At 71.5% G+C, this 23,991-nt stretch carries 18 protein-coding genes; 8 read left to right on the plus strand and 10 right to left on the minus strand.

The genetic code is table 11. From position 1 onward, the window contains the following. Positions 1–78 precede the first annotated feature (78 nt). From prcA to dop, 4 genes are all read right to left on the minus strand, one after another. Positions 79–873, minus strand: a complete 795-nt coding sequence (prcA, locus tag ACVGV0_RS15525; RefSeq protein ID WP_459156405.1) for a proteasome subunit alpha — start codon at positions 871–873, stop codon at positions 79–81. A 77-nt stretch (positions 874–950) separates the two neighbouring features. Next, entirely contained in the window at positions 951–1,805 is an 855-nt protein-coding gene (gene prcB / locus ACVGV0_RS15530; RefSeq protein WP_459156406.1) for a proteasome subunit beta, read from the minus strand. Positions 1,806–1,952: 147 nt separating this feature from the next. Then, positions 1,953–2,144 carry a ubiquitin-like protein Pup gene (locus tag ACVGV0_RS15535; protein WP_459156407.1) on the minus strand — a complete coding sequence of 64 codons (192 nt, stop codon included), beginning with the start codon at positions 2,142–2,144 and terminating at the stop codon, positions 1,953–1,955. A gap of 135 nt (positions 2,145–2,279) precedes the next feature. After that, complete coding sequence (gene dop, locus ACVGV0_RS15540) at positions 2,280–3,779, minus strand: depupylase/deamidase Dop (RefSeq protein ID WP_459156408.1); 1,500 nt, start codon at positions 3,777–3,779, stop codon at positions 2,280–2,282. 78 nt (positions 3,780–3,857) lie between these two features. Here dop and ACVGV0_RS15545 point away from each other — a divergent pair, with 78 nt between their 5' ends. The 3 genes from ACVGV0_RS15545 to ACVGV0_RS15555 all read left to right on the plus strand — a co-directional run bounded on the left by ACVGV0_RS15545 (position 3,858) and on the right by ACVGV0_RS15555 (position 6,898). Then, positions 3,858–4,385 carry an NUDIX hydrolase gene (locus tag ACVGV0_RS15545; protein ID WP_459156409.1) on the plus strand — a complete coding sequence of 176 codons (528 nt, stop codon included), beginning with the start codon at positions 3,858–3,860 and terminating at the stop codon, positions 4,383–4,385. 390 nt (positions 4,386–4,775) lie between these two features. After that, positions 4,776–5,504: an alpha/beta fold hydrolase gene (locus ACVGV0_RS15550; protein WP_459156410.1), complete on the plus strand. Its 729-nt coding sequence runs from the start codon at positions 4,776–4,778 to the stop codon at positions 5,502–5,504. Further along, positions 5,501–6,898 (plus strand): hypothetical protein, encoded by a 1,398-nt coding sequence (locus tag ACVGV0_RS15555; protein ID WP_459156411.1) that lies wholly within the window; start codon positions 5,501–5,503, stop codon positions 6,896–6,898. The genes ACVGV0_RS15550 and ACVGV0_RS15555 overlap by 4 nt, the downstream gene beginning before the upstream one ends. Before the next feature lie 14 nt (positions 6,899–6,912). Here the strand turns inward: ACVGV0_RS15555 and ACVGV0_RS15560 are convergent, their stop codons facing one another. Beyond that, complete coding sequence (locus ACVGV0_RS15560) at positions 6,913–7,917, minus strand: DUF3500 domain-containing protein (protein WP_459156412.1); 1,005 nt, start codon at positions 7,915–7,917, stop codon at positions 6,913–6,915. A gap of 403 nt (positions 7,918–8,320) precedes the next feature. Here ACVGV0_RS15560 and ACVGV0_RS15565 point away from each other — a divergent pair, with 403 nt between their 5' ends. Beyond that, positions 8,321–10,687, plus strand: a complete 2,367-nt coding sequence (locus tag ACVGV0_RS15565) for a phosphoketolase family protein (RefSeq protein ID WP_459156413.1) — start codon at positions 8,321–8,323, stop codon at positions 10,685–10,687. An 85-nt stretch (positions 10,688–10,772) separates the two neighbouring features. Beyond that, on the plus strand, positions 10,773–11,897 hold the full coding sequence (locus tag ACVGV0_RS15570) for an acetate kinase (RefSeq protein WP_459156414.1): 1,125 nt from the start codon (positions 10,773–10,775) through the stop codon (positions 11,895–11,897). Positions 11,898–12,002: 105 nt separating this feature from the next. Here ACVGV0_RS15570 and ACVGV0_RS15575 read toward each other — a convergent pair whose 3' ends face one another. Genes ACVGV0_RS15575 through ACVGV0_RS15585 form a run of 3 tightly spaced genes read right to left on the minus strand, consistent with a single transcriptional unit; the run spans position 12,003 to position 17,888 of the window. Continuing rightward, complete coding sequence (locus ACVGV0_RS15575) at positions 12,003–14,963, minus strand: FAD-binding and (Fe-S)-binding domain-containing protein (protein WP_459156415.1); 2,961 nt, start codon at positions 14,961–14,963, stop codon at positions 12,003–12,005. Positions 14,964–14,976: 13 nt separating this feature from the next. Further along, positions 14,977–16,080 (minus strand): enolase C-terminal domain-like protein, encoded by a 1,104-nt coding sequence (locus tag ACVGV0_RS15580; RefSeq protein WP_459156416.1) that lies wholly within the window; start codon positions 16,078–16,080, stop codon positions 14,977–14,979. Positions 16,081–16,091: 11 nt separating this feature from the next. After that, positions 16,092–17,888 carry a thiamine pyrophosphate-requiring protein gene (locus ACVGV0_RS15585; protein ID WP_459156417.1) on the minus strand — a complete coding sequence of 599 codons (1,797 nt, stop codon included), beginning with the start codon at positions 17,886–17,888 and terminating at the stop codon, positions 16,092–16,094. Between the two features lie 297 nt (positions 17,889–18,185). Here ACVGV0_RS15585 and ACVGV0_RS15590 point away from each other — a divergent pair, with 297 nt between their 5' ends. Together ACVGV0_RS15590 and ACVGV0_RS15595 are read left to right on the plus strand one after the other, a co-directional pair. Next, positions 18,186–19,145 carry a TIGR03557 family F420-dependent LLM class oxidoreductase gene (locus ACVGV0_RS15590; RefSeq protein ID WP_459156418.1) on the plus strand — a complete coding sequence of 320 codons (960 nt, stop codon included), beginning with the start codon at positions 18,186–18,188 and terminating at the stop codon, positions 19,143–19,145. Between the two features lie 279 nt (positions 19,146–19,424). Continuing rightward, positions 19,425–20,288 (plus strand): SDR family oxidoreductase, encoded by an 864-nt coding sequence (locus tag ACVGV0_RS15595; RefSeq protein WP_459156419.1) that lies wholly within the window; start codon positions 19,425–19,427, stop codon positions 20,286–20,288. Positions 20,289–20,742: 454 nt separating this feature from the next. Here ACVGV0_RS15595 and ACVGV0_RS15600 read toward each other — a convergent pair whose 3' ends face one another. Next, entirely contained in the window at positions 20,743–21,081 is a 339-nt protein-coding gene (locus tag ACVGV0_RS15600) for a plasmid stabilization protein (RefSeq protein WP_459156420.1), read from the minus strand. 101 nt (positions 21,082–21,182) lie between these two features. After that, positions 21,183–22,160, minus strand: coding sequence for an RNA-guided endonuclease TnpB family protein (locus ACVGV0_RS15605; RefSeq protein ID WP_459156421.1), 978 nt, complete (start codon positions 22,158–22,160; stop codon positions 21,183–21,185). Positions 22,161–22,613: 453 nt separating this feature from the next. Here ACVGV0_RS15605 and ACVGV0_RS15610 point away from each other — a divergent pair, with 453 nt between their 5' ends. After that, on the plus strand, positions 22,614–23,987 hold the full coding sequence (locus tag ACVGV0_RS15610) for a hypothetical protein (RefSeq protein WP_459156422.1): 1,374 nt from the start codon (positions 22,614–22,616) through the stop codon (positions 23,985–23,987). Positions 23,988–23,991: the final 4 nt, after the last annotated feature.

Consider the following 23,991-nt stretch of genomic DNA (forward strand, 5'->3'; position numbering starts at 1 on the left):
ATCGGCCGCTCCCCGCCACGGCGGTGCGCCCCGCCGCCCCGTCGTCCGGCCGGACGGCGGGGCGGCGGGGCTACCCGGTCACGAGCTGGACGAACCGTCCGCGCCGTCACCGCCGCCACCGCTGCTGTCGCCGTCGCTGCCGCCGTCGGGCTTCTCCTCGTCCGACTCGGACTGCCCGGCGGTGCCGCCCGGCAGCAGCCCGCGCAGCGCGGCGCCGCGGATGCGGCGGAAGGTCCGGTGTGGACGTTCCCGGTCGAGCACGGCGACCTCGAGCTGCTCGACGCCGACCTCGCGGTTGCCCTCGCCGCCGGCCGAGATCGCCCGGATCGCCACCCCGATGGCGGCCTCCAGGTCCATGCCGTCGGCGAAGGTCTCCTTGAGCTTGCTGGTGATCGTGTCCACCTGACCGCCCATCACCACGTACTGCGGCTCATCCACGATGGAGCCGTCGTAGGTGAGGCGGTACAGCTGGTCCCCCTCGGCGGTGCGGCCGACTTCGGCCACGCAGATCTCCACTTCGAACGGTTTGATCTGCTCGGTGAAGATCGCCCCGAGGTGCTGGGCGTAGGTGTTCGCCAGCGACCGGCCGGTCACGTCCCGGCGGTCGTAGGAATAGCCGCGCACATCGGCGATGCGCACGCCGGCCACGCGCAGCGCCTCGAACTCGCTGTAGCGGCCGACCGCGGCGAAGCCGATGCGGTCGTAGATCTCGGAAACCTTGTGCAGCGTCGGGGACGGGTTCTCGGCGACGAAGAGCACTCCCCCGGCGTACTTGAGCACGACCACGCTGCGGCCCCGAGCGATGCCCTTGCGGGCCAGCTCGGAGCGCTCGCGCATGAGCTGCTCGGGGGAGGTGTAGAACGGCATCGTCACGGCTGTGCACTCCTGGGTCGGATCGGCTCGCCTCGTGCGGACGCGAGCGGCGGGGCGAACGGACGGGCAGCGGCGACTCAGCCGCCGGGGTTCTCCTGCCGGCCCGCGACGACCTCGGACACGATCTCGGCCGCGCGTTCCTCGGGCAGGCGGACCGCCCCCTCCGCCGCTGTCACCGTGACCACGGAGGGGTAGATCCGGCGCGTCAGGTCCGGCCCGCCGGTGGCCGTGTCGTCATCGGCGGCGTCGTAGAGCGACTCGATCGCGGTCCGCACGGCCTGGTCCACGCCCACTTCCGGGTCGTAGCGCTTCTTCAGCGCCGACTTGGCGAACGTCGAACCGGAGCCGACGGCGTGGTACCCGCCGATCTCGTTGTACCTGCCGCCGGTGATGTCGTAGGAGACGATGCGCCCGGCCCACTCGGGGTCGGCGGCCTCGGCGTCGAAACCCGCGAACAGCGGGACGACCGCCAGCCCCTGCAACGCCCCGGCCAGGTTGCTGCGCAGCATCGTGGCCAGCTTGTTCGACTTGCCGTCCAGCGACAGCGGCACGCCCTCGAGCTTCTCGTAGTGCTCCAGTTCGACCGCGAACAGCCGCACGAGCTCCTGCGCGATCCCGGCGGTGCCGGCGATGCCGACGGTGGAGTAGGAATCGGTGACGAACAGCTTGTCCATGTCCCGCTGCGCGATGAGGTTGCCCATCGTCGCCCGGCGGTCCCCGGCCAGCAGCACGCCGCCGCGGAAGGTCAGCGCCACGATCGTCGTCCCGTGCGGGGCGTCCACGGAGCCGTCCCCCCGCACGTCGGGTTTCGCCTGGCTCCCCGGGAGAAGTTCGGGAGCCGCGGACCGGAGGAAATCGGTGAACGAGTTCCCCGGGGCCAGGTAGGCGTCGGGCAAGGCCGGACCCGAACCTCGGGTCGCACTGGAATCCATCGGCGACATCGTCTCCTGCTCGAACTCGCTGGTGCTCGCGCACGTCCCCCGCACCTCCGGCCCGCGGGCCGGAGGTCGCGGCGGTCGTCGGAGCGCACTGCAATTGTCGATCACGCCCGGCGGTGGGCGCCCGCCGGACTCGGGCGGCTACTGCCCGCCCTTCTGCACGTAGGCGCGGACGAAGTCCTCGGCGTTCTCCTCCAGGACGTCGTCGATCTCGTCGAGGATCGCGTCGACGTCCTCGCCGACCTTCTCCCGCTGCTCCTGACCGGAGGCGTCGGGGCCCTGCTGCTCCTCGTCGTCCCCGTCGCCGTGGCGTTGCGTCTTCTCCTGGGCCATGTCGCCCTCCCGGTGGTCGATTGCGCGGAGGTCACCGCTCCGGCGGAACGTGGTCCTCCCGTGCGCAGATTACCCATCCGACCAATCGTTCGCCCAGAATCTCGCGGGCATTATCTCGATCTTCACGCTCCCGCATCATCCCCGCGTGAGCGAGTCGACCAGCTCCTCGGCGCTCTGCGCGGACTCCAGCAGGTCGCCGACATGGGCCTTGGTACCACGCAGCGGCTCCAACGTGGGAATCCGCACGAGCGATTCCCGGCCCAGGTCGAAGATGACCGAGTCCCACGACGCGGCCGCGACGTCGCCCGGGTAGCGCTCCAGGCACCGCCCCCGGAAGTAGGCGCGCGTGTCCTCCGGCGGGTCGGTCACCGCCGCGCGGACCTCCTCCTCGTCGACGAGCCGCCGCATCGAACCGCGCGCCACCAGGCGGTTGTACAGGCCCTTGTCCAGGCGCACGTCCGAGTACTGCAGGTCGATCATGTGCAGCCGGGGCGAGGCCCAGCCGAGGTTGTCGCGCGTGCGGTAGTTCTCCAGCAGCAGCAGCTTGGCCGGCCAGTCCAGCCGGTCGGCGCAGTCCATCGGGTCGCCCGCCAGCACGTCCAGGACCTCGCCCCAGGTGTTGAGCACGTCCCGGTCGGCCGGCTCGCCGCCGTGCTTCTCGTAGAAGCGCATCGCCCGGTCGAAGTACGCCCGCTGCAGGTCCAGACCGGTGAACTGCCGCCCGTCGGCGAGCTCGACCGTCCGCTTCAGCGAGGGGTCGTGGCTGATCGTGTGGACCGCCTGCACCGGGTCGGCCAGGCGCAGGTCCTCGAACCGCTCCCCCGCCTCGATCATGTCCAGCACGAGCGCGGTCGTGCCGAGCTTGAGGTAGGTGGCGGTCTCGGCGAGGTTGGCGTCGCCGAGGATGACGTGCAGGCGCCGGTACTTGTCCGCGTCGGCGTGCGGCTCGTCGCGGGTGTTGATGATGCCGCGCTTGAGGGTGGTCTCCAGCCCGACCTCGACCTCGATGTAGTCGGCCCGCTGGGACAGCTGGAAGCCGGCCTTCTCCCCGGCCTGGCCGATGCCCACGCGGCCGGAGCCGCACATCACCTGGCGCGAGGCGAAGAACGGCGTCAGGCCCGTGATGACCGTGGTGAACGCCGTCGAGCGCGACATCAGGTAGTTCTCGTGCGTGCCGTAGCTGGCGCCCTTGCCGTCCACGTTGTTCTTGTACAGCTGGATCGGTGCCGTGCCGGGCACGCTCGTGGCGTGGACGGCGGCGTCCTCCATCACGCGCTCGCCGGCCTTGTCCCAGATCACCGCGTCCCGCGGGTTGGTGACCTCGGGCGCGGAGTACTCGGGGTGGGCGTGGTCGACGTACAGGCGCGCCCCGTTGGTCAGGATGACGTTGGCGGCCCCGAGGTCGTCGCCCTCGTTGCCGTTGTTCTGCTGGGCCGTGGCCGTCAGGTCGAACCCGCGGGCGTCCCGCAGGGGCGACTCGACCTCGTAGTCCCACCGCGCCCGGCGCGCCCGCGGGATGTCGGCCGCCGCCGCGTACGCGAGCACGACGTGCGTCGAGCTCAGCACCGGGTTGGCGCTCGAATCGCCCGGCACAGCGATGCCGTACTCCACCTCGGTTCCCATGATCCGCCGCATATACCGCAGCGTACGGGTTTCCGCCGAGTAGGCAGAGTGTGAGCTTTCCCGCCGTGTCCGGAGTGCGAGGATGTGCCCGTGGGCAGCGGGGAGCAGGTCGCCGTGTATGACCCGTCCGGGTGTGCGGTCGGGGCCGCGCCGCGGGAGCGGATGCGGCGGGAGGGGCTCTGGCACGCGGCCGCGTTCGTGCTCGTGCGCTCGCGCACCGGGCGGGCCGTGTACGTGCACCGGCGCACCGCGGACAAGGACGTCTACCCCGGCCTGCACGACTGCTGGGCGGGCGGTGTCGTCGCCGCCGGGGAGTCCCCGGACCAGGCCGCGCGGCGCGAGCTCGCGGAGGAGCTCGGCATCGACGCGCAGCCGGAGTTCGCCTTCCGCTCGGTGCACGTGAACGGCACCGTGCGGCTCCACGGCTTCTGCTACGAGGCCCGCTGGGACGGGCCGGTGCGCCACCAGCCCGAGGAGGTCGCGGAGGGCTGGTGGATGCCGCTGGAGGAGCTGCGCGGCCGGCTGGAGGCCGGCGACTGGCCGATGGTGCCGGACGGCAGGCAGTTCCTCGGGGAGTGGTTCCGGCGGCACGGCCAGCGCCCCGCCCAGACCCGCTGAGGCGGCCGCGGGGCAGCGGCTACCCGGTGCCGGGCGCCCCGGAGCGAGAGCCGTGCGAGAGGTTCCGCAGCGGGACCGCGCAGCCCGGGTCCGGAGCCTTCGTTCCCGGACCACTGCTCCCCCGGAATCAACCGTCCCAGTACTGACCAGCGCGCGAAGAACAACGCCGCGGAAACCGGAGCAGCCGGTGCAGCGCGGGCGACGCGGATCTGCGCGGCCGGCCGGCTGCCTCGCGGGCCGTCTCGCGCGGGCTGTCCGCACCAGCGCTGCCGTGCCGCGGCGCCGCGCCCAGCTGGCTCGCGACTCCGACCCCCCTCATCCTGGACGTGGCCGAAGAGTCCGAAGGAGGAACCGATCACAGCCAGTGGTACGCGAGAGCTGCACCGTCAGGTGCACGAGCTGCCCGCCGGCCAGGTGGTGAGTTGGCACTCCGGGCATCGCGTCCCGGCCGCCGTGTGCCTGCACGGTGCGGGGGTCTCCAGCCGCGAGCTGCTTCCCCTGGTCGCGGCGCTCAGCGCGCACCGCCAGACGTGGGCCGTCGATCTGCCCGGGCACGGAGCCAGCGCCCGCGCCGAGCCGCCCCGCTCGGTCGCCGAGTTCAGCGAGCACGTTCGCGACTTCCTCACCGCGGCGGGCCTGGCACCGGTGCATCTCCTCGGTTGTTCGTTCGGCTGCCAGATCACCGCCGACCTCGCCGTGCGCCACCCCGAACTCGTCCACAGCTGCGTCCTGATCGCCCCGACGGTCGACCCGGTGGCCCGCGGCTTCGTCCGCCAGCTCGGGCGCTGGGCCCGCAACGGCCGGCACGAGCCGCCCGCGCTGTCCGCCCTGGTGCTGCGGGACTACATCGACGCGGGCCCGCGCCGGATCGCGGCCGCCTTCCGCAGCGCGCTCACCGATCGGATCGAGGACAAGCTGCCCCGCATCACCGTCCCGACCCTCGTGCTCCGCGGGGAGCACGACGCGATCGTGCCGCGATCGTGGGCCGAGGAGGCCACCCGGCTCCTCCCGCGCGGACACCTGACCCGCTGGCCCGGGAGCGGTCACATGGTCCCGTTCAGCGATCCCGGCGGTGTCGCCGACCACGTCGCCGGGCACCTCGACGAGGTGCCGCGTTGAAGCCCCAGCACGCCGTCGCCTCCTTCGATTCCGCCACCGGGATGCTGCGCGCGCTGTCCCGCTTCCTCGCCGGTCAGGACGTTCCCGCCCTCGGGCAGGCCCCGCGCTCGGCCGTCCCGCTGCTCTCCTCCGCGCTGGGCGCTGTCAACCGGCTTCCCACGAGCATCGCCGAACGCGTCTACGCCGCCAGCGGCATCGCCGGAGCCGTCCCGCGCACCTCGCTCGGGCGGATCAACGCCGAGGACCTCGCCGAGTGGGTCGTGAGCCACTACCCGCGGCGCCGCTACCCGGTCGTGTTCGTCGGCTCCTCGAACGGAGCGCTGATCCACCTCGCCGCCGCGCTCGACGCGCCGTGGCTGCCGCAGACGCTGCTCGTGCCCGTGCGCCGCCGCGGGGTCGACCGCGACGACCCGCGGGCGGAACTCGACGCGGGCCACCAGCCCGCCCACGACCTGCTTCAAGCCAACCCCCGGCTGGGCCTGCACCACATGCACGATCCCAACCAAGACCGCCTCATGATCGCCGGGATGTCCTACTTCCGGGTCAAGTGGCAGTCCCTGCCGGCGGCCTACCGTCGCTTCCTGCGAGACAGCCTGGAACCGGGCGGCACCGTCATCAGCGTCGAATGCGAACTGTCGTGGCCGGTGACCCGCGTCGGCCCGCGCCACTGCTTCCAGTTCGGAGCGCTGGGCGGCGCTTCCGAATCCGAATACCACGAGGGCGGGCCCCGGGTGGCCGACCTGCTGCACCGGTACGGCTCCGCGCGGCGCGGCTGGACCCCGCCGCCGCCCGACGAGCGCGCCCCGGAAGCCGAGTGGGGCTTCGACCCGGCCCTGCTCGACGACCTGGGCGACCTCGCCCGCACGCACGGGTGCGCGTTCCGGCGCCTGCGTTTCGGCGAGCCCGAGCAGCTCAGCCCTGCGGTCGCCGAGCTGCACCGCTGGTGGTACCGCGAGCGCGGCGTGCCCGACAGTCGCCTGCTGGCGGAATCGTTCCTGCTCATGGAGCCGTGGTGGGCCCTGCGCACGGGTTCTGCGCCCTTCTGGATGGCGTTCAACACCGAAAGCTCCCACCACGCGTTGAACTCCTACCTCGACACCGCGGGCGACTACGACGAGATCCGCCTCATGCTCTTCTCGCACGGAACCGAGTCCATCGGCCTGGCCGGCGCCGAGCAGTGGCGGCGTCTCGTCGAGCGGGCCCGCAAGATCGGCACGCTCGCCGGGGGCGACCTCGAGGCCTACCCGCGGGACTTCGCCTCCCTGGTTCGCGCCCACCACGAGCTGAGTCGGGTGCGCCACCTGCATCCCGCACCCGCCCCGCTCGCGCTCACGAGCGCCGCGCCGGTACTGGCGCACCACCGCGGGGTGGAACTCACCGAACCCACCACCTGAGCGAGCGCCCTTCGTTACTCGCCGCGACGGCTGGGGTCTTCCGCGGACGTCGCCGAGGAGGCGAAGCCGTGGCTCGTGGCGTAGTGCGCTCCGAGGAGCTGGGCGCCGAAGTCGTCGCCGGGGCGCCGCACGACCGAGTGCGCGTGGTTCGCCTCGTTCTGCGTGTTGTCGTACTCCACGAGCACTCCGGGCGCCTGCACCCGGTAGTAGTGCCCGCTGCCGCGCTGCCGCGGACCTTCCCAGGCGAAGTGCACGTCGTCCGCGGCCCGCTCCAGCGCCGCCGCTTCGTCGCCGACCAGGCCCGCGTTGAACCGCCCCAGGTACAGCGACAGGAGCTGGTCGAGGCAGGCCGCCGCGCTCGGGCCGAGCTCCCGCCGCGGGACGCCGAGGGGGTCGACGTGGTCCGGCGCCTGCGCCGCGGTCGCGGTGCGGATGTCGTTCGGCGGACGATCGCTGACGACGGCCCTGCGCCGGTGCTGCGGGGAGAGTTCCTCGAGCACCGCCCGAGCGAGGTCCTCCTCCCAGCAGAGCGGTCGAAGGCCCGGCCGCTCCGCATAACTGATCGCGGCCGGATGAGCACCGAGGAACAACGGCGTGGGGCTCACTTCGGACCCCGTGACGGTCGCCGTCACCGACAGGTGGTGCCCCTCGAACCGCCACGACCACGCGTCCTCGTCCGGAGAACCGAACACCGCGATCCAGTAGTGACCGCGGTGGCGCCCGTGCTCCCCGCCCTCACCGCGGTCCAGCACTTCTTCCAACCCCATGATGGTGGTGGCCTGCGCGAACGCACGCGGGCTCAGCGCGGTGGCCAACAACTGGTGCGCGGCTTTGGCCGCATCGCGCCCCAGGTCGGCGAGACGGACACCGGGGCGGGACTCCGGCACGTAGCTCCACCGCAGACGCCTGTCGTCGGCGAAGGAGTAGCGCACCCGGGCGCGCTGCGCGTCGTCGAGCGCTCCGAGCACGTTCAGCATCGCAGCGCGCATGGCTTCAGCGGCGGCGCATCCGCTCGTCATACCAGGACCTCGCGGTAGTCGGCGGGTACGGGCGGCGTGGTCGAGCCCGGCACGGCTCGGTGCCCGCGAGTCCCGGCGGACCGGAGCGCCCCCGCGGCGCTCCGCCGCCGTCCCCGCGGCGCATCGACGACTTCGGGATACCCGCACACTCCCGAACCGCAACGAACTCTTCGCAACCGCGGGAACCCGCGAACGCTCGAACTGGTTCAGTCGGCCTGCGCTGGGACACGGACCGGCGGACGTCACCGGCGAAAGCACCGGCGTGCGTGCGCGAGCGCTTGCGGGGGCCGCGCACCGCACCCGCCGTTGAAGCGCCGACCGCGCCGTGCGGTTTCGGCCGTCCGCCGACGCGGGAATCCCCCTGCCGTCTTCCGCCAGCACACCAACTCGGGAGCACCGGGGTATGCGCACGTTGACACCGGCGAAGCTCGACGCCGACGAGCACGTCCGCCTCGACGCGCTCTGGCGGGCCACCAACTACCTCGCCGTCGGTCAGCTCTACCTGCACAGCAACCCGTTGCTGACGGAACCGCTGCGCAGCGAGCACATCAAACCCCGCCTGCTGGGGCACTGGGGCACTGTCCCGGGGCTGACCCTGGTCTACACCCACCTCAACCGGCTGATCCGCCACCGCGACCTCGACGTGATCTACGTGACCGGCCCGGGGCACGGCGGCGCCGGCCTGCAGGCCGCGAGCTGGCTGGAGGGCACCTTCACCGAGACCTACCCGGAGGTGACCCGCGACGCCGCCGGGATGGCCCGCCTGTGCAAGCAGTTCTCGTTCCCCGGTGGCATGCCCAGCCACGTGGGCCCCGAGGTGCCGGGATCGATCAACGAGGGCGGCGAGCTCGGCTACTCGCTTGCGCACGCCTACGGAGCGGTGTTCGACAACCCCGACCTGATCGCCGCGTGCGTGGTGGCCGACGGGGAGGCCGAGACGGGCCCGTTGGCCGCGGCGTGGCACGGCAACAAGTTCCTCGACCCCGTCCACGACGGAGCGGTGCTGCCCGTCCTGCACCTCAACAGCTACAAGATCGCCAACCCGACGGTGCTGTCCGGGATCTCCGACGCCGAGCTCACCCACCTGCTCGAAGGCTGCGGACACGTCCCCTACCTCGTCGACGGGGACGATCCCGAGCACGTGCACGCCGCGCTCGCGAGCACGCTGGACCGCGCGGTCGACGAAATCCACCGCATCCAGGCCGAAGCCCGCGAGCGCGGAAAGAACACCCGGCCTCCGTGGCCGGTGATCGTGCTGCGGACCCCGAAGGGTTGGACGGGCCCGCACGAGTTCGACGGGAAGCTCGTGGAAGGCACGTGGCGTTCCCACCAGCTCCCGCTGCCCGATCCGGCCGGGGACGCCGACCAGCGCGAGCGGTTGCAGTCGTGGCTGCTCGACTACCGGCCTGGAGAGCTGTTCGACGAGGACGGCGAACCCCGATCCGCGGTCACCGAGGCCGTTCCCCGCCCGGAGCGGAGGATGAGCGCCAGCCCGCACACCAACGGGGGTGCGCGCACCGAGCTGGACCCGCCCCGTTCTCGTCCCTACATGCTCGAGCGCGACCGGAGCGGCCGGGAACCGCAGTCGCCGACGCAGGTGCTCGGCCGCTACCTCCGCGACCTGCTGCAAGCCAGCCACCGCAGCCGAGACTTCCGGGTGTTCTCCCCCGACGAGCTCGATTCCAACAAGCTCTCCGCCGTCTACGAGGCGACCGACCGCGCCTGGAACGCCGCGCAGGCACCCGTCGACGCGCACCTGAGCCAGCACGGACGCGTGATGGAAGTGCTCAGCGAGCACACGCTGCAGGGCTGGTTGGAGGGGTACCTGCTCACCGGCCGGCACGGCCTGTTCGCCAGCTACGAGGCCTTCATCCACATCGTCGACTCGATGGTCAACCAGTTCGCCAAGTGGCTCAAGGTCAGCGGGGAGCTCTCCTGGCGCCCACCCGTGCCGGCGCTGACCTACCTGCTGACCTCGCACGTGTGGCAGCAGGACCACAACGGCTTCTCCCACCAGGACCCGGGGTTCCTCGACCACGTCACCCACAAGAAACCCGACGTGGTGCGCGTCTACCTGCCGCCGGACGCGAACACACTGCTGTGGACGGTCGAACACTGCCTGCGCAGCCGAGACCTGATCAACGTCATCGTGACGGGCAAACAACCCCAGCCGACCTGGCTCGACCCCGCCGCGGCCGCCGAGCACTGCGCCCGCGGAGCCGGCGTGTGGGAGTGGGCCTGCACCGGCGGCGACGCGCCCGACGTCGTGCTGGCCTGCGCCGGCGACGTGCCCACCCGCGAGACCCTCGCCGCCGTCGACGTCCTGAGCAACTCCGCTCCCCACCTGTCGGTGCGCGTGGTCAACGTCGTCGATCTCATGCGCCTGCAACCGGCCGAGGCGCACCCGCACGGGCTCACCGACCGCGATTTCGACGCGCTGTTCACCACCGACCGCCCGATCGTGTTCGCCTACCACGGCTACCCCTGGCTGATCCACCGCCTCACCCACGGACGCACCAACCGCGACCTGCACGTTCGCGGCTACCGCGAGGAGGGCACCACGACCACGCCGTTCGACATGGCCGTGCGCAACCGCATCGACCGGTTCGACCTCGTGCTCGACGTGCTCCACCACGCCGGCCGGCACGACCGCGCCTGCGCCGACCTGCGGCAGGCCATGCACGACGAACGCGCCGAGCACGACCGGCACACCCGCGAGCACGGCACCGACCTGCCCGAAGTGCGCGCCTGGCACTGGCCCGTGCCGTGATGCCCCGACCACGCACGCACCAAGGCCACGCTGGGACTGCCGGCGCGCCGGAGCCGACAAACCCACGAGCTGCCAGGAGGAACAGGTGGGTACCACGGCAGTCATCACCGTCAACCCCGGCTCCAACAGCCTGCGCCTGGAGACCGCGGTCGTCGACGAGAACGGCACATGCGAGGTGCTCGACTCCACCAGCACAGCCACGTCACCGACCTCCGACGAGTCCCTCGCCGAGTTCGACCGGTTCCTCCGCGCCCACGCCGAGCACGCCACCTGCCTGGCTCACCGCCTCGTTCACGGCGGTGATCACGTCACGCGTCCCCGTCGCGTCGACGAATCGACCCTGACCGCCCTGGGCGAGCTCGAAACGCTGGCACCCCTGCACGTGCCCGCCACCGTGCAGCTGATCCGGCGCTCCGGGAACGCGCACCCCGGCCTGACCCAGGTCCTGTGCCCGGACACCGGTTTCCACCGCGCACTGCCCCCGGAAGTCCGCACCGAACCGCTGCCCGCCCGGTGGCAGGGCCACGTCCGCCGCTACGGCTTCCACGGCCTGTCCTACGCCTGGGCGCTGCGCCGCACCACCGAGATCCTCGGCCGGGGCCCGGAACAGATCCAGGTGCTGCTGGCGCACCTCGGCGGCGGCTGCTCGGCCTGCGCCGTCCACAGCGGTCGAAGCGTCGACACCACCATGGGACTCACCCCGCTCGGCGGGATGGCCATGTCGCGGCGCAGCGGCGATCTCGATCCCGGGCTGTTGTTCTGGCTGCTGCGACACTCCGATGAGGACACCGACACCGTCGAGCGGGCGCTGCACGGCGAGGCCGGGCTGCTCGGGCTGTCCGGCGGTCGCTCCGGGGACACCCGCGACCTCGTGGCCGCCGCCGACGACGGCGACGACGACGCCCGCCTGGCACTGCGCGTGTTCGCAAAACGCGCAGCCGCCGGCATCGCGTCCATGGCCACCAATCTCGACACCATCGACGCGCTGGTGTTCACCGGCGAGATCGGATGGAACCAGCCCGAAGTGCGCCGCGACATTTGCCGGCGCCTGTCCTTGCTGGGCCTTCCCGGCGAGCTCTCCGGCAACCGCGCCGACGACGGGCCCGTGAGCGCGCCGGAACAGCACCCCGCCGTCCTCGTCGTCGAGCCTCGCGAAGAACTCCAGCTCGCCCTCGAGGCCGCGGCAGCGCTGCGACCCCGAGCGCAGTAGCGCCCGACGACACCAGCGGCGGGCGCGATGCTGGACGCTCCCCGCGGAGGGATCAGGCAGTTGCCCGCACCTCACCGAGCTCCGTCCCACCGGTCCCCTGCGATCTCACCGAGGCCACTGGGGTGCCGAACCCACCAGCACCTCCGCGAGGTGCGCGGCCGCGCGGTCGCTGCCGTGGGCGATCTGGGTGCGGCAGCTGAAGCCGTCGGCGAGCACCAGCGTGCTCGGTGCCGCCCGCCGCACGGCCGGGAGCAACGCGTGTTCGGCGCAGGCCATCGAGACGTCGTAGTGCCCGCGTTCGAACCCGAAGTTCCCGGCCAGTCCGCAGCACCCCGAATCGAGGACGTCCGCATCGACTCCCGCCCCGGACAGCACCTCCTCGTCCGCTCGGAAGCCCAGCACCGCGTGCTGGTGGCAGTGCGCCTGCACGACGGCATCGACGTCGCGCCGCGGCGGGTGCCAGTCGTCGGGGGCGTAGCGGGTCAACGCCTCGGCCAGGGTGAGGACTTGGCCGCGCAGCCGTGCGGCGTCTTCGTCGTGGGGGAGCAGTTCGCGCAGGTCCGAGCGGAACACCGCCAGGCACGACGGCTCCGTTCCGACGATCGGGGTGCCCGCCTCGATCCACGGGCGCAGCACCCGGAACGTGCGGCGGAGCACGCGCCGCGCCGAGGTCAGTTGGCCGGTGGAGATCAGGGTCAGTCCGCAGCACACCGGCTGCTGCGGGACGGCGACCCGGAAGCCGGCGTTCTCCAGCACTTCGACCGTGGCGCGGGCGATGCGGGGTTCGAAGTGGTTGGTGAACGTGTCCGGCCACAGCAGCACGGCGTCGCGGTCGCCCGGCCGCGGTTCGGACCGGGCGCGCCGGCGCCACTGCTGCTGGAAACTCCTCGGGGCGAACCGCGGGGCCTCGCGCTCGGGGGTGATCCCGGCGATGCGCTTGCCCGCCTCGGCCAATCCGGGCGCGTGCAGCGCGGTGTTGACCAGGCGCGGTGCCAGCCGGGCGCCCTGCGCCAGCACCGGGAGCCACCCCAGCGAGTAGTGCGTCGTCGGGCGCGGCCGGTTGCGGTAGTGCTGGGCGAGGAACTCGGCCTTGTACATCGCCATGTCCACTCCGGTCGGGCAGTCCGACTTGCACCCCTTGCAGGCCAGGCACAGGTCCAGCGAGTCGTGCACGGCCTGCGAGCGCCACCCGTCGGAGATCGGGGTGTCGGCGTGGCCCCGCATCATCTCGAACAGCAACCGGGCCCGCCCCCGCGTGGAGTGCTCCTCCTCGCCGGTCGCCCGGTACGACGGGCACATGACGCCCCCGCTGGTGCTGCGGCAGTTGCCGATGCCGACGCACCGCATGACGCCCTGGTGGAAACTGCCACCGTCGTCGGGGAAGCCCAGGTACGTCCTCGGGTGCTCGGGGCGGTAGTCCGACCCGAGCCGCAGCTGCTCGTCCACCCGGTAGGGCGCCACGACTTTGCCGGGGTTCATCCGGTTCGCCGGGTCGAAGACGTCCTTGACCTCGCCGAAGGCCTGCACCAGCTCCTCGCCGAACATGCGCACGAGGAGTTCGCCGCGCGCCTGCCCGTCCCCGTGCTCGCCGGAGAGCGACCCGCCGTAGGAGACGACGAGGTCGGCGGCGCGCTGCACGAAGCGGCGGAACGCCGCCACGCCCGGGCCGCTCTTGATGCGGAACGGGATCCGGACGTGCACGCAGCCGTGCCCGAAGTGCCCGTACAGCGCGGGGCGCTCGTAGCCGAACTCGGCGAACAGCGCCAGCAGGTCGCGCAGGTAATCCCCCAACCTCCCCGGCGGCACCGCCGAGTCCTCCCAGCCCTCCCAGCTCTCGGGCATGTCCGGTGGGTTGGCCGTCGCCCCGAGACCGGCCTCGCGCGCCTTGAGCATCTGCTGCTCGCGCTCGGGGTCGTCGGAGACGGCCACGTCGAGGTCCTGCGGGGACTTGCCCAGCCCGTCGAGCAGGCGCTGCACCTGCCCGTCGGCGTCGGCCGCCGAATCACCGCCGCACTGGACGAAGAGCCAGCTGCTCCCCGCGGGCAGCAACGCCACCGAGTCCAGATACGTCCGCTCCTCGCGCAGGAAGTGCACCAGTTCCCCGCCGAGCGCTTCCAGCTGCAGCGGCGTGCTGTGCTGCAACAGCCGGGGGACGTCGTCGGCCGCGGCGGCCACGTCCTGGTAACCGAGCACCACCATCGCCTTGCGCGCCACGGTGGGGACGAGGGCGAGCTCGGCGTGCAGCACCGTCACGAGCGTGCCCTCGCTGCCCACGAGCAGCTCCGCCGGGTCGAGGCCGTCGTCGCGCAGCAGGGCGTCGAGGTTGTAGCCCGACACCCGCCGCGGGATGTCGGGGTAGCGCAGGCGGATCCGCTCCCGGTAGCGGTCCCGGATCTCGCGCAGCCGCCGGTGGATCTCGCCCTCGCGGCCGCCCGCGGCGATCACGGCTTCCAGCTCGGCCTCGGTGACCGGTCCGACCCAGCAGCGCAGCCCGTCGTAGGTGAGGATCTCCAGGCTGCGGACGTTGTCGACGGTCTTGCCGTACATCTGGGCGCTGGCCCCGCAGGCGTTGTTGCCGATCATGCCGCCCAGCGCGCAGTGGCTGTGCGTGGACGGGAACGGGCCGAACATGAGGTCGTGCTCGGCGAGCCGACCGTTGAGCACGTCGAGCACGATCCCCGGTTCGACCACGCACGTACGCCGCGACGGGGACACGGAAACCAGAGCGTGGCAGTACTTGGTCCAGTCGATGATCACGGCGGTGTTCGTGGCCTGCCCGCCCAGGCTGGTACCCCCGCCTCGCGACAGCAGGGGCGCGCCGTGCGCATGGCAGATCCGCACCGCTTCGGCTCCGGCGTCGACCGTGCGCGGCACGACGACGCCGATGGGGACCTGCCGATAGTTCGACGCGTCGGTGGCGTAGGCCCCGCGCGTGCCGTCGTCGAACCGCACCTCGCCGTCCACGGCAGAAACCAGGTCGTGCCGCAACGCCTCGGCGTCCACTCGGGCCACCCCCGGCAGGCCGGTCGCCGCCATCGCGCCTCCCGCGCTCGTCGTCTCGGCCACGCACCGAGGCACCTCACACCGTCCGGTAGGGCTCGGCGTCGGCCTCCTTCAGGGTCATGCCGTGCCCGGGGGCCGACGGGTCGGGGCGCACCGCGCCGCCCCTCGGGTCGAGCACGCCGTCGAAGAGCATCGCCTCGATGCGCTCGTGATCCCGGAACCACTCCAGGTGCCGGACGTTGTGCGTCGCGACGGCCACGTGTGCCGTGATGTTCTGGGCGCAGTGCCCGGACACGTCGAGATTGCGCGCCGCCGCCAACGCCGCCGCGCGGTGCCACTCCCCGATCCCACCGCACCGGGTGAGGTCGACCTGCAGGCAATCCACCGCACCGGCCTCGAGCATCGTCGCGAAGTACGCCAGGTCGAAGCCGTACTCACCGGCAGCCACGTCGGCCTCCGCGGCCTGCAGCACGCGCCGCAACCCGGTCAGGTCGTCGCTGGAGACCGGTTCCTCGAACCACACCACGCCCGCCTGGTCCAGACGCCGTCCCACGCGCACCGCCTGCGCGGGCGAGTAGGCCCCGTTGGCGTCCACGAACAGCTCGGCGTCCTCCCCGACGAGGTTGCGCGCGAACTCCGTGCGCGCGAGGTCCCGCTCGGGGTTGCCTCCCCGCTCCTCACCGATCTTGATCTTGACCGCGGACAGCCCCTGCTCCCCGACCCATCGCTGCAGCTGCTGCTCCAACTGCTCGTCGTCGTAGGTGAGGAACCCCCCGCTGCCGTAGACGGCGACGCTCTCGTGCGCGCGGCCGAGGAACCGGCTCAGCGCCAGCCCGCACAGGCGCGCCGCGGCGTCCTGCAGGGCGATCTCCACCGCCGACATGGCGCACGACACCAATCCGGGCCGCCCGTTGTTGCGGATCGCTCGCTGCATCGCTCGCCAGGCCGCGGGCACGTCGAGCACGTCCCGCCCCAGCACCGCCCGGGCCAGCACGGTCTCGATCACCTCGACGCAGGCCGGGTGCGCGTAGGTGTACCCCAGACCGGTGCGATCGCCGGCCCGGACCGCGGCGACCACGATCGTCGTGTCCGACCACGCCAGGGTTCCGTCGGACTCCGGCGTCTCGGTGGGGACGCGGTACGCCCGGGCACCGACCTCGGTGATCTCCGCACCGTCCACCGGCGGCCCCCTCACCGCCGGTCCGCCCGCCCCGGGACGAACTCCTGCGCCTTGGCCTTGGCGCCTTCCTTGAGGACCGACCAGGCGTCCGGATCGCCCTTGAGCATGGCTTCGGCGACGGATTCCATCTGCTCCCAGTTCGCTTCCGGCGGGATCGGCGGTACCGCGGGATCGGTGACGAACTCGACCAGGCACGGGCGGTCGCAGCGCAGCGCCTGCTGCCAGGCGTTGTCGATATCACCGGGATCGTCCACCTTGATGCCGCGCAGCCCGAGCGATTCGGCGTAGCCGGCGTACGGGAACTCCGGCAACTGCTGCGAGGGCAGGAACTGCGGGGCACCGCTCATCGCCCGCATCTCCCAGGTGACCTGGTTGAGGTCGCTGTTGTTGAGCACTCCGATCACGACGCGCGGGTCGTCCCACTCCGCGCAGTAGTGCGCCACGGTGATCAGCTCGCTGATGCCGTTCATCTGCATCGCGCCATCGCCCACCAGGGCGAACACCGGGCGATCGGGGAAGGCGAACTTCGCGCCGGTCGCGTACGGCATCCCCGGTCCCATCGTGGCCAGAGTCCCCGACAGCGAGCACCGGATGTCCCCGCGGATGCGCAGGTGCCGGCCGTACCAGTTCGCCACCGACCCCGCATCGGTGGTCACGATCGCGTTCTCCGGCAGCAGCGGCGACAGCTCGTGGAAGACCCGCTCGGGATTGATCGGATCCGCTGACACGTTCGCGCGGCGCCGCATCACGTCCCACCAGCCGCTGACGGTCTCCTCCACCTGCTGCCGCCAGGTGCGGTCCTCCTTGCGCCGCAACAGCGGCAACAGGTGCCGCAGGGTGTCCTGCGCGTCGCCGAGCAGGTTGACCTCGAACGGGTAGCGCATCCCGATCATCGTCGGATCGATGTCGATCTGCACGGCCCGCGCCTGGTCGAATTCCGGTAGGAACTGGCTGTACGGGAAGCTCGCACCGACCACGAGCAGCGTGTCGCAGTCGCGCATCAGCTCCCACGACGGGCGCGTGCCCATCAGCCCCGACACTCCGGTCACGTAGGGCAGGTCGTCGGTGAGCACGTCCTTGCCCAGCAGCGCCTTGGCCACCCCGGCCCCCAACGTGTCGGCGACCTGCTTGACCTCCTCGGCCGCGCCGCGGGCGCCCTGGCCGATCATCATCGCCACGCGCCGGCCGGAGTTGAGCACCTCCGCGGCGTGTTCCAGGTCCTGCCCCCTCGGGAGCACCGTCGAACCCGAGATCCCCAGGCTGGAGGGCACCATCTTGAACGCGTGCGTCGGAGGTGTGTACTCGGTCTCCTGCACATCGCCCGGGATGATCAGTGCGGTGACCGTGCGCTCGACCATCGCCGTGCGCATCGCCCGGTCCAGCGCGTTGGGCAGCTGCTGCGCCGTCACCACGAACTGGACGTACTCGCTGGCCACGTCCTTGTACAGCGAGTTCAGGTCGATCTCCTGCTGGTAGGCGCCGCCGAGCGCGGTGGTGCCCTGCTGACCCACGATCGCCACCACCGGCACGTGGTCCATCTTCGCGTCGTAGAGCCCGTTCAGCAGGTGCACCGCCCCGGGGCCTCCGGTGGCCATGCACACTCCGACGCGGCCGGAGAACTTCGCATACCCCACCGCTTCGAAGGCCGCCAACTCCTCGTGCCGCGCCTGGACGAACCGGGGTTCGTTGCCCGCCCGCTGCCACGCCGCCAGGATCCCGTTGATCCCGTCCCCGGCGTAGGAGAACACCTTGTCCACGCCCCACTCGCGCAACCGGCGCAGAACGTGGTCCGAGACCAATTCCGCCACGCCGACACCCCATTCCACCATCGCGCTGCTGCCGTGACCGTTCCGAAGGCGGAGGACTCGCGCCGAGCACGCGTTCGGCAGTCCTCGTGCGTTGCGCGTCAGCCGTACCCGCGGTCGCTTCGCGGCCAAACGCGCGCCCCGCAGCCGCGAGGCGGGCGGTGCGATCGCTCGCCGCGCCCCGGCGCTGCCCGCCTTCCGCGTGTTTCCGGCGTCCGCGCGGGGTAGACCGCGCACGGGGAACGGGCCCGGGTGCCGGGCCGGCACCTGCCCCGAGCAGCAACACCAGGGAGGACCGCGGTGCGCATCGGCTACTTCCTCGCCACCGAGGAGTTCGGACCCGCCGAACTCGTGCGGCAGGCGCAGCTCGCCGAGCAGGCGGGCTTCCGCGGGCTGTGGATCTCCGACCACTTCCACCCCTGGGTGGACGCCCAGGGCAACAGCCCCTTCGTCTGGTCGGTGATCGGCGCGCTGTCACAGGTGACGTCGCTGCCGATCACCACGGCCGTGACCTGCCCGACGATCCGCATCCACCCCGCGATCATCGCCCACGCCGCCGCCACGGCCGGCGTGCAGACCGGGGAGCGCTTCGCGCTCGGCCTCGGCACGGGGGAAGCGCTCAACGAGCACGTGCTCGGCGACCGGTGGCCGCCGCCGCAGGTGCGCTCGGACATGCTGCGCGAGGCGATCGCGGTGATCCGCGCCCTGCACGCGGGCGGCTACGTCAACCACCACGGAGAGCACTACACCGTGGAGAACGCGCGCCTGTACACCCTGCCCGAACGCCCCGTGCCGATCTACGTCTCGGCGTTCGGCCCGCGGACCGCCCGGTTCGCCGGGGCGAGCGCGGACGGCCTGTGCACGCCGGTGACGGACGCGGATCTCGTCCGGGAGTTCCGCGAGGCCGGCGGTCACGAGAAACCGGTGCAAGGCGGCATGAAGGCGTGCTGGGCGCCCAGCGAGGAGGAAGCCGTCCGAACCGCCCGCACGTGGGCCACGGAGGCGCTGCCCGGATCCCTGGTGCTCAACCTGCCCACGCCGAAGGACTTCGAACAAGCGGTGCGCTTCGTCGACGACGGCGCGATCCAGGAGGTCTTCCCCTGCGGACCGAACGCGGACCGGCACGTCGAAGCGGTCCGGGCGTTCGCAGACGCGGGGTTCGACGAGGTCTACGTCCAGCAGATCGGGCCGTCGCAGGAGGAGTTCTTCCAGGAGTGGCAGGAGAAGGTGCTGCCCGCCTTCCACGCCGGATCCACGTGACCGCTCGAGCCGGATGAGCGGTTCAGCGGAGCGGCCGTCCCGTGGCGGGTGAGGGTCAGCCTCCTGCTCGATGATCGACTGCCCAGGTGGACGGTTCCGCGGCACAACGCATCTACCGCGTCGTGCGCGCTCTCGGCTCGCCACCCCTTTTCCTGCTGCGCCTGGAAGGCGCGTCGGTGCTCATCGACCCGGTCCGGGCGCAGGCGCGCCACACGTGTGTCGGTGCGCCGCTCCGGGTATTCGCGGACGGGCGTCGACGAGTTGGTGGTTGGAGGGAGCATGCCTGACCAGAACTACCCCCCGGCGCAGCAACAGCCACCACCGGGCAGTTCCGGGGAGATGGAGCCGAACCCGCAGGACGAGATGCGCTCTTACGAAGGTCGGGGACTGCTGGCGGGCAACCGCGCACTGATCACCGGCGGCGACTCCGGGATCGGCCGTGCCGTTGCCGTCGCCTTCGCCAAGGAGGGCGCCGACGTGGCCGTGGTCTACTTCGGCACCTCGGAGAAGGAGGACGCCGAGCACACGGCCCGGCTCGTCGAGCAGGAGGGTCGCACGTGCCTGCGACTGCGCGGCGACCTGGCGTCGGAGGAGTTCTGCGAGCAGGTCGTCGAGCAGGTCAGCGGCGAGCTCGGGGGACTGGACGTCCTGGTCAACCACGCCGGGACGCAGGCGACTGCGACCGATCTGCAAGACGTGAGCACCGCGGCGTTCGACCGCACGTTCAAGATCAACGTTTACGGCACCTTCTGGATCACCCGGGCCGCTCTGGCGCACCTGCACACGCCGGCGTCGATCATCAACACCGGTTCGGTGAACGGATTGCGCGGGAACAAGTCCATGATGGACTACGCTGCGAGCAAGGCCGCGGTCCACGCGTTCACGAAGTCGTTGGCGCAGTCGCTGGCGCAAAGCGGTGTTCGGGTGAACTGCGTGGCACCCGGTCCGGTGTGGACTCCGCTGATCCCGTCCACGTTCCCGGAGGAGAAGGTGGAAGGTTTCGGAACGCAGTCCCCCATGGGGCGCATGGCCCACCCGGACGAGATCGCGCCCTCGTACGTGTTCTTCGCCTCGGACCAGCTCTCCAGCTTCTACACCGGAGAGGTCTTCGCACCGGTGGGCGGTGAAACCCACCCGGGTTGAGCGGGCGCGGCCGGTACGTGCGCGCGAGCGCAGACGTGACCCGTTCCGCGAACGCGGCGAGCGCGGTGCGGGGCGTCCGCGCACTGCCATGCCGGCCCTGCGGTTGTTCTCCTGGATCGGCTTCAACCACTCGACCAGCTCGGTGCCTCCCTCGCGCCGGGCGTCCTCGATGCAGGACTCGAACATGCACACGTGCTGCAGCGACGGCTGCAGCACCGTCAGCAGGTCGTAGTTCTCGTCCTTGGCCGGCGACTGCATGTTCGTCATCGTCGATGCGCTCGCCCCGCGGCTGCCCGGCACCGCACGGGGCCGAACCCCTGAACGCCGCCTTCCCCGGTGAGCTTCGCGCCGGTGCTTCGGCCGGGCACCGCGGGCGAGGACGCTGCGTGTGGACGGTTGGATGCCCGATCGCGCAACGCTCCAGTCACGCCGCGTCCGGCCGTGCAGCCTCGGGTCAGGAACGATCACCGAGTGCGGCCGCGAGCTCGGCCTTCGACATCTTCGACCGGCCCTGGACGTCCTGCCGCCGGGCGTCCTCGTAGAGCTGCTGCTTGGTGCGGCCTGCCGGACCTTCGTCGTTGCCCGAGCGCATACCTCCACGCTGCTGCGGCGACATGCCCTGCCTCGCCGTCTCGCTGCGTTGGCGGGCTTCTCCCCGTTGGACGCGGTTCTTGTTCACGGTACGAGCCGCGATCTCCTGGGCGCGGTCCTCGGAGGAGCCGCACTGCTCGGTCCGCTCCTTGATTTCCTCGTACTGGCGTTCCTGCTTGCGCGTCCACGCCTGCTGCGGCATGGCCGATCACCATCCCCGGGGTTGCGGGACTCGGTACTGCCGTCCTGCACCTACCGTTCAGAAAATGTGCAAAAGCGTGCACTTCCTGAGCCGTCGTATTGCTACGCGGCCTTGGCCACACGTCGTGTGGTCTTCCCGTGGCGATACCCCACGCCAGCAGCGCTGGTCTTACCAGGGTTTCCAGCGGGCTCGTTTTGCGTCGCCCGGCAACTCTGGGAGGACGTGCCGCCCGTGGCCTCGACCAGACCGGCGAGGTTGCGGGCGGCGTTGAGGTCGCGATCCGCGGTGTAGCCGCAGTGCTCGCAGGTGAAGGTCCGCTCCGACAGGCGCAGTTTGGCTTTCACCGCGCCGCAGTCGTGGCAGGTCTTGCTGGAGGGGGAGAACCGGTCAGCGGTGACCAGCTCCCGGCCGTGCCAGGTGGTCTTGTAGTCGAGTTGCCGGCGCAGCTCGCCCCAGCCGGCATCGGCGATGTGCCGGGCGAGCCGCCGGTTGCGGGTCATGCCCGCCACGTTCAGGTCTTCGACGACGATCGTGGCGCACTCGTCGACCAGGCGAGTCGACAGTTGGTGCAGCCCGTCGCGGCGGGCGTTCGACACCTGCGTGTGCAGCCGCGACACCTGATCGCGGGTTTTGCGCCACCGGTGCGACACCTTCTTCCCGGTGCGCCGGTCCGGGCCCGTGCGGCGGGACATGCGGCGTTGCAGCCGCCGCAGCTTGCGTTGCCTGCGCTGCAGGTGCTTCGGGTTGGGCACCTGTTCACCGGTGGACAGCACCGCCAGCGACGTCACACCGAGGTCCACGCCGACCGTGCCGCCCGTGCTCGCCGGGGCCGGTTCCTGCTTGGTGACGGCCACGGAGAAGGACACGTGCCACCGGCCCCGCTGGAAGGTCACCGTCGCCGAGCGGATGCGGCCGGTGCCGCGGTCGACGTGCCGGGCCAGTTTCCGAGTCGACTCGTGCGTCCTGATCGTGCCGGTTGCCAGCTGACGAGCGGGCGCGGGCAACGTTCCCGCGTGAAACCAGTTCCACGCAGCCCGGTAGGACACGCCCTGCTCACGCGCCCACTCCTGCAACGTCACAGCGACCGGAGAACACAGATTGCGATGTTCTGCATCAGAAACAGGAACAGTTAAGCTCCCCCGAGGAGCCGCCATCACACGTGGCCGGGCCAGGCAGGAGCACACCTGCTGCAGCGCGGGCGGCGGATGCCGATCACCACGAAGATGGGCTCGCGAGGAGTTCGGGCACCGCAGTACGGGTACGCCCCCGGGGCACACCCGTGCACAGGAACCGATCGCAAGAATCTTGACCAGCCCGAGCGGACACCCGAACTCGGGGAGGGGTTTCGACCGGACGACGGCCGGCGGCTTCCTCCTCGCCGGGGAAAGCAGGCTCAAGTGGCTGACTCCGCGGAACGCGGTACCCTTGATCGTGCCCGCGGCGGAGGAGTCGGTGCGTGCGGCCGCGCCGGGTTCGCGGTCCGCGGGCACCGCTGCTCGGGGGACTCGACGCGCGCAGCAGTGGGAGATGACATGACCGGCCGCAGCGACGGGCAGCCTGAGACTCAGGAAACGCGCGAGGACACAGCAACCACCGACACTACCGGGCGCCCCGCTGGCGCCCACGCCGAACGCACTGGCGCACAGGGCGAGCGCACCGGGCAAGCGGATCACCCCGCCGAGCACGCGGCCAGCGCGACCTCCGCCGAAGACGCGGAGGCCCCGCAGAACGTTGCGGACGCGGAGGGCGAGGAGGACGCGGAGGAGGCAGCGGCGGCGCAGGAAGAACAGGAAGAGGAGGCCGGGGTCGCCGCGCAGGAAGGTGCAGGCCCCCGCGTGTTGGGCATCGTGGCCGATCCCGACATGCCCACCCAGGTCGGCTCCAACCTGGCGGCCGAGCTGACGCACTGGCTGAACGAGCACGCCGGCGGGAAATGGACGATCGAGGTGCTCTCCGACCCCATCACCGCGGGCGAAGGAGATCGGGCAGACCTGTTCGCGGCGCTGCAGGACTACCAGTCGCACCGCGGCTGGGAATACACCATCTGCGTGACGGACCTGCCGTTGCTGCTGCAGCAACGCCCGCTGATCGCCGACGTGGACCCCTCCCGCCAGGTCGGCGTGGTCTCCCTGCCCGCCCTCGGCGGGCTGCAACCGCACCGGCGGATGCGGCACATGCTGCGCCAACTGCTCGAAGAACTGCTCACCGAGGGCCACCACCAGCCGAGCAGCACGAGCCGCCACCGGCTCTACAGCTGGCTGACCAACCTCACCGCCCCGGTGCACCGAACGACCCTCTCCGAAGCCACCGGAGTGCGCTACACCGCCACCCGGTGGGGCGGCTGGTTCCGGTTGCTCTCCGGCATGGTGCGCACCAACCGCCCCTGGCGGTTGATCTTCGGAATGTCGAGCGCGCTGGCCGCGGCGCTCGGCACCAGCGCCTTCGGGCTCTCCTCGAGCACGATCTGGCAGATCGCCGATGCCCTCAGCCCCGCCAAAGAAGTCCTCGCCGCGGCCGCCTCCGTGGCCCTGCTGGTGGTCTGGCTCATCACCGCCCACAACCTCTGGGAACGCAGCAAGCACCGCGCGCAGGGCTTCCGGCGCCTGGCCCGGCTCTACAACAGCTCCACCGTGCTGACCCTGACCATCGGCGTGACCTGCCTCTACCTCGGACTGCTGATCACCAACACGGCCGTGGCCGCGTTCCTCATCCCGCCCTCGGTGTTGACCAGCACGCTGCAAACCCCGGTGACGCCGGACACGTACTTCAACCTCGCCTGGAGCTTCACCACCATGGGCATCATCGCCGGAGCCCTCGGCTCCAGCCTCGAATCCGACCGCGCCGTCCGCCAAGCCGCCTACGGCTACCGCGAAGAACAACGCCGCAACAACCACAGCAGCCGATGAGAAC

Source organism: Salinifilum ghardaiensis (genome assembly GCF_054491345.1).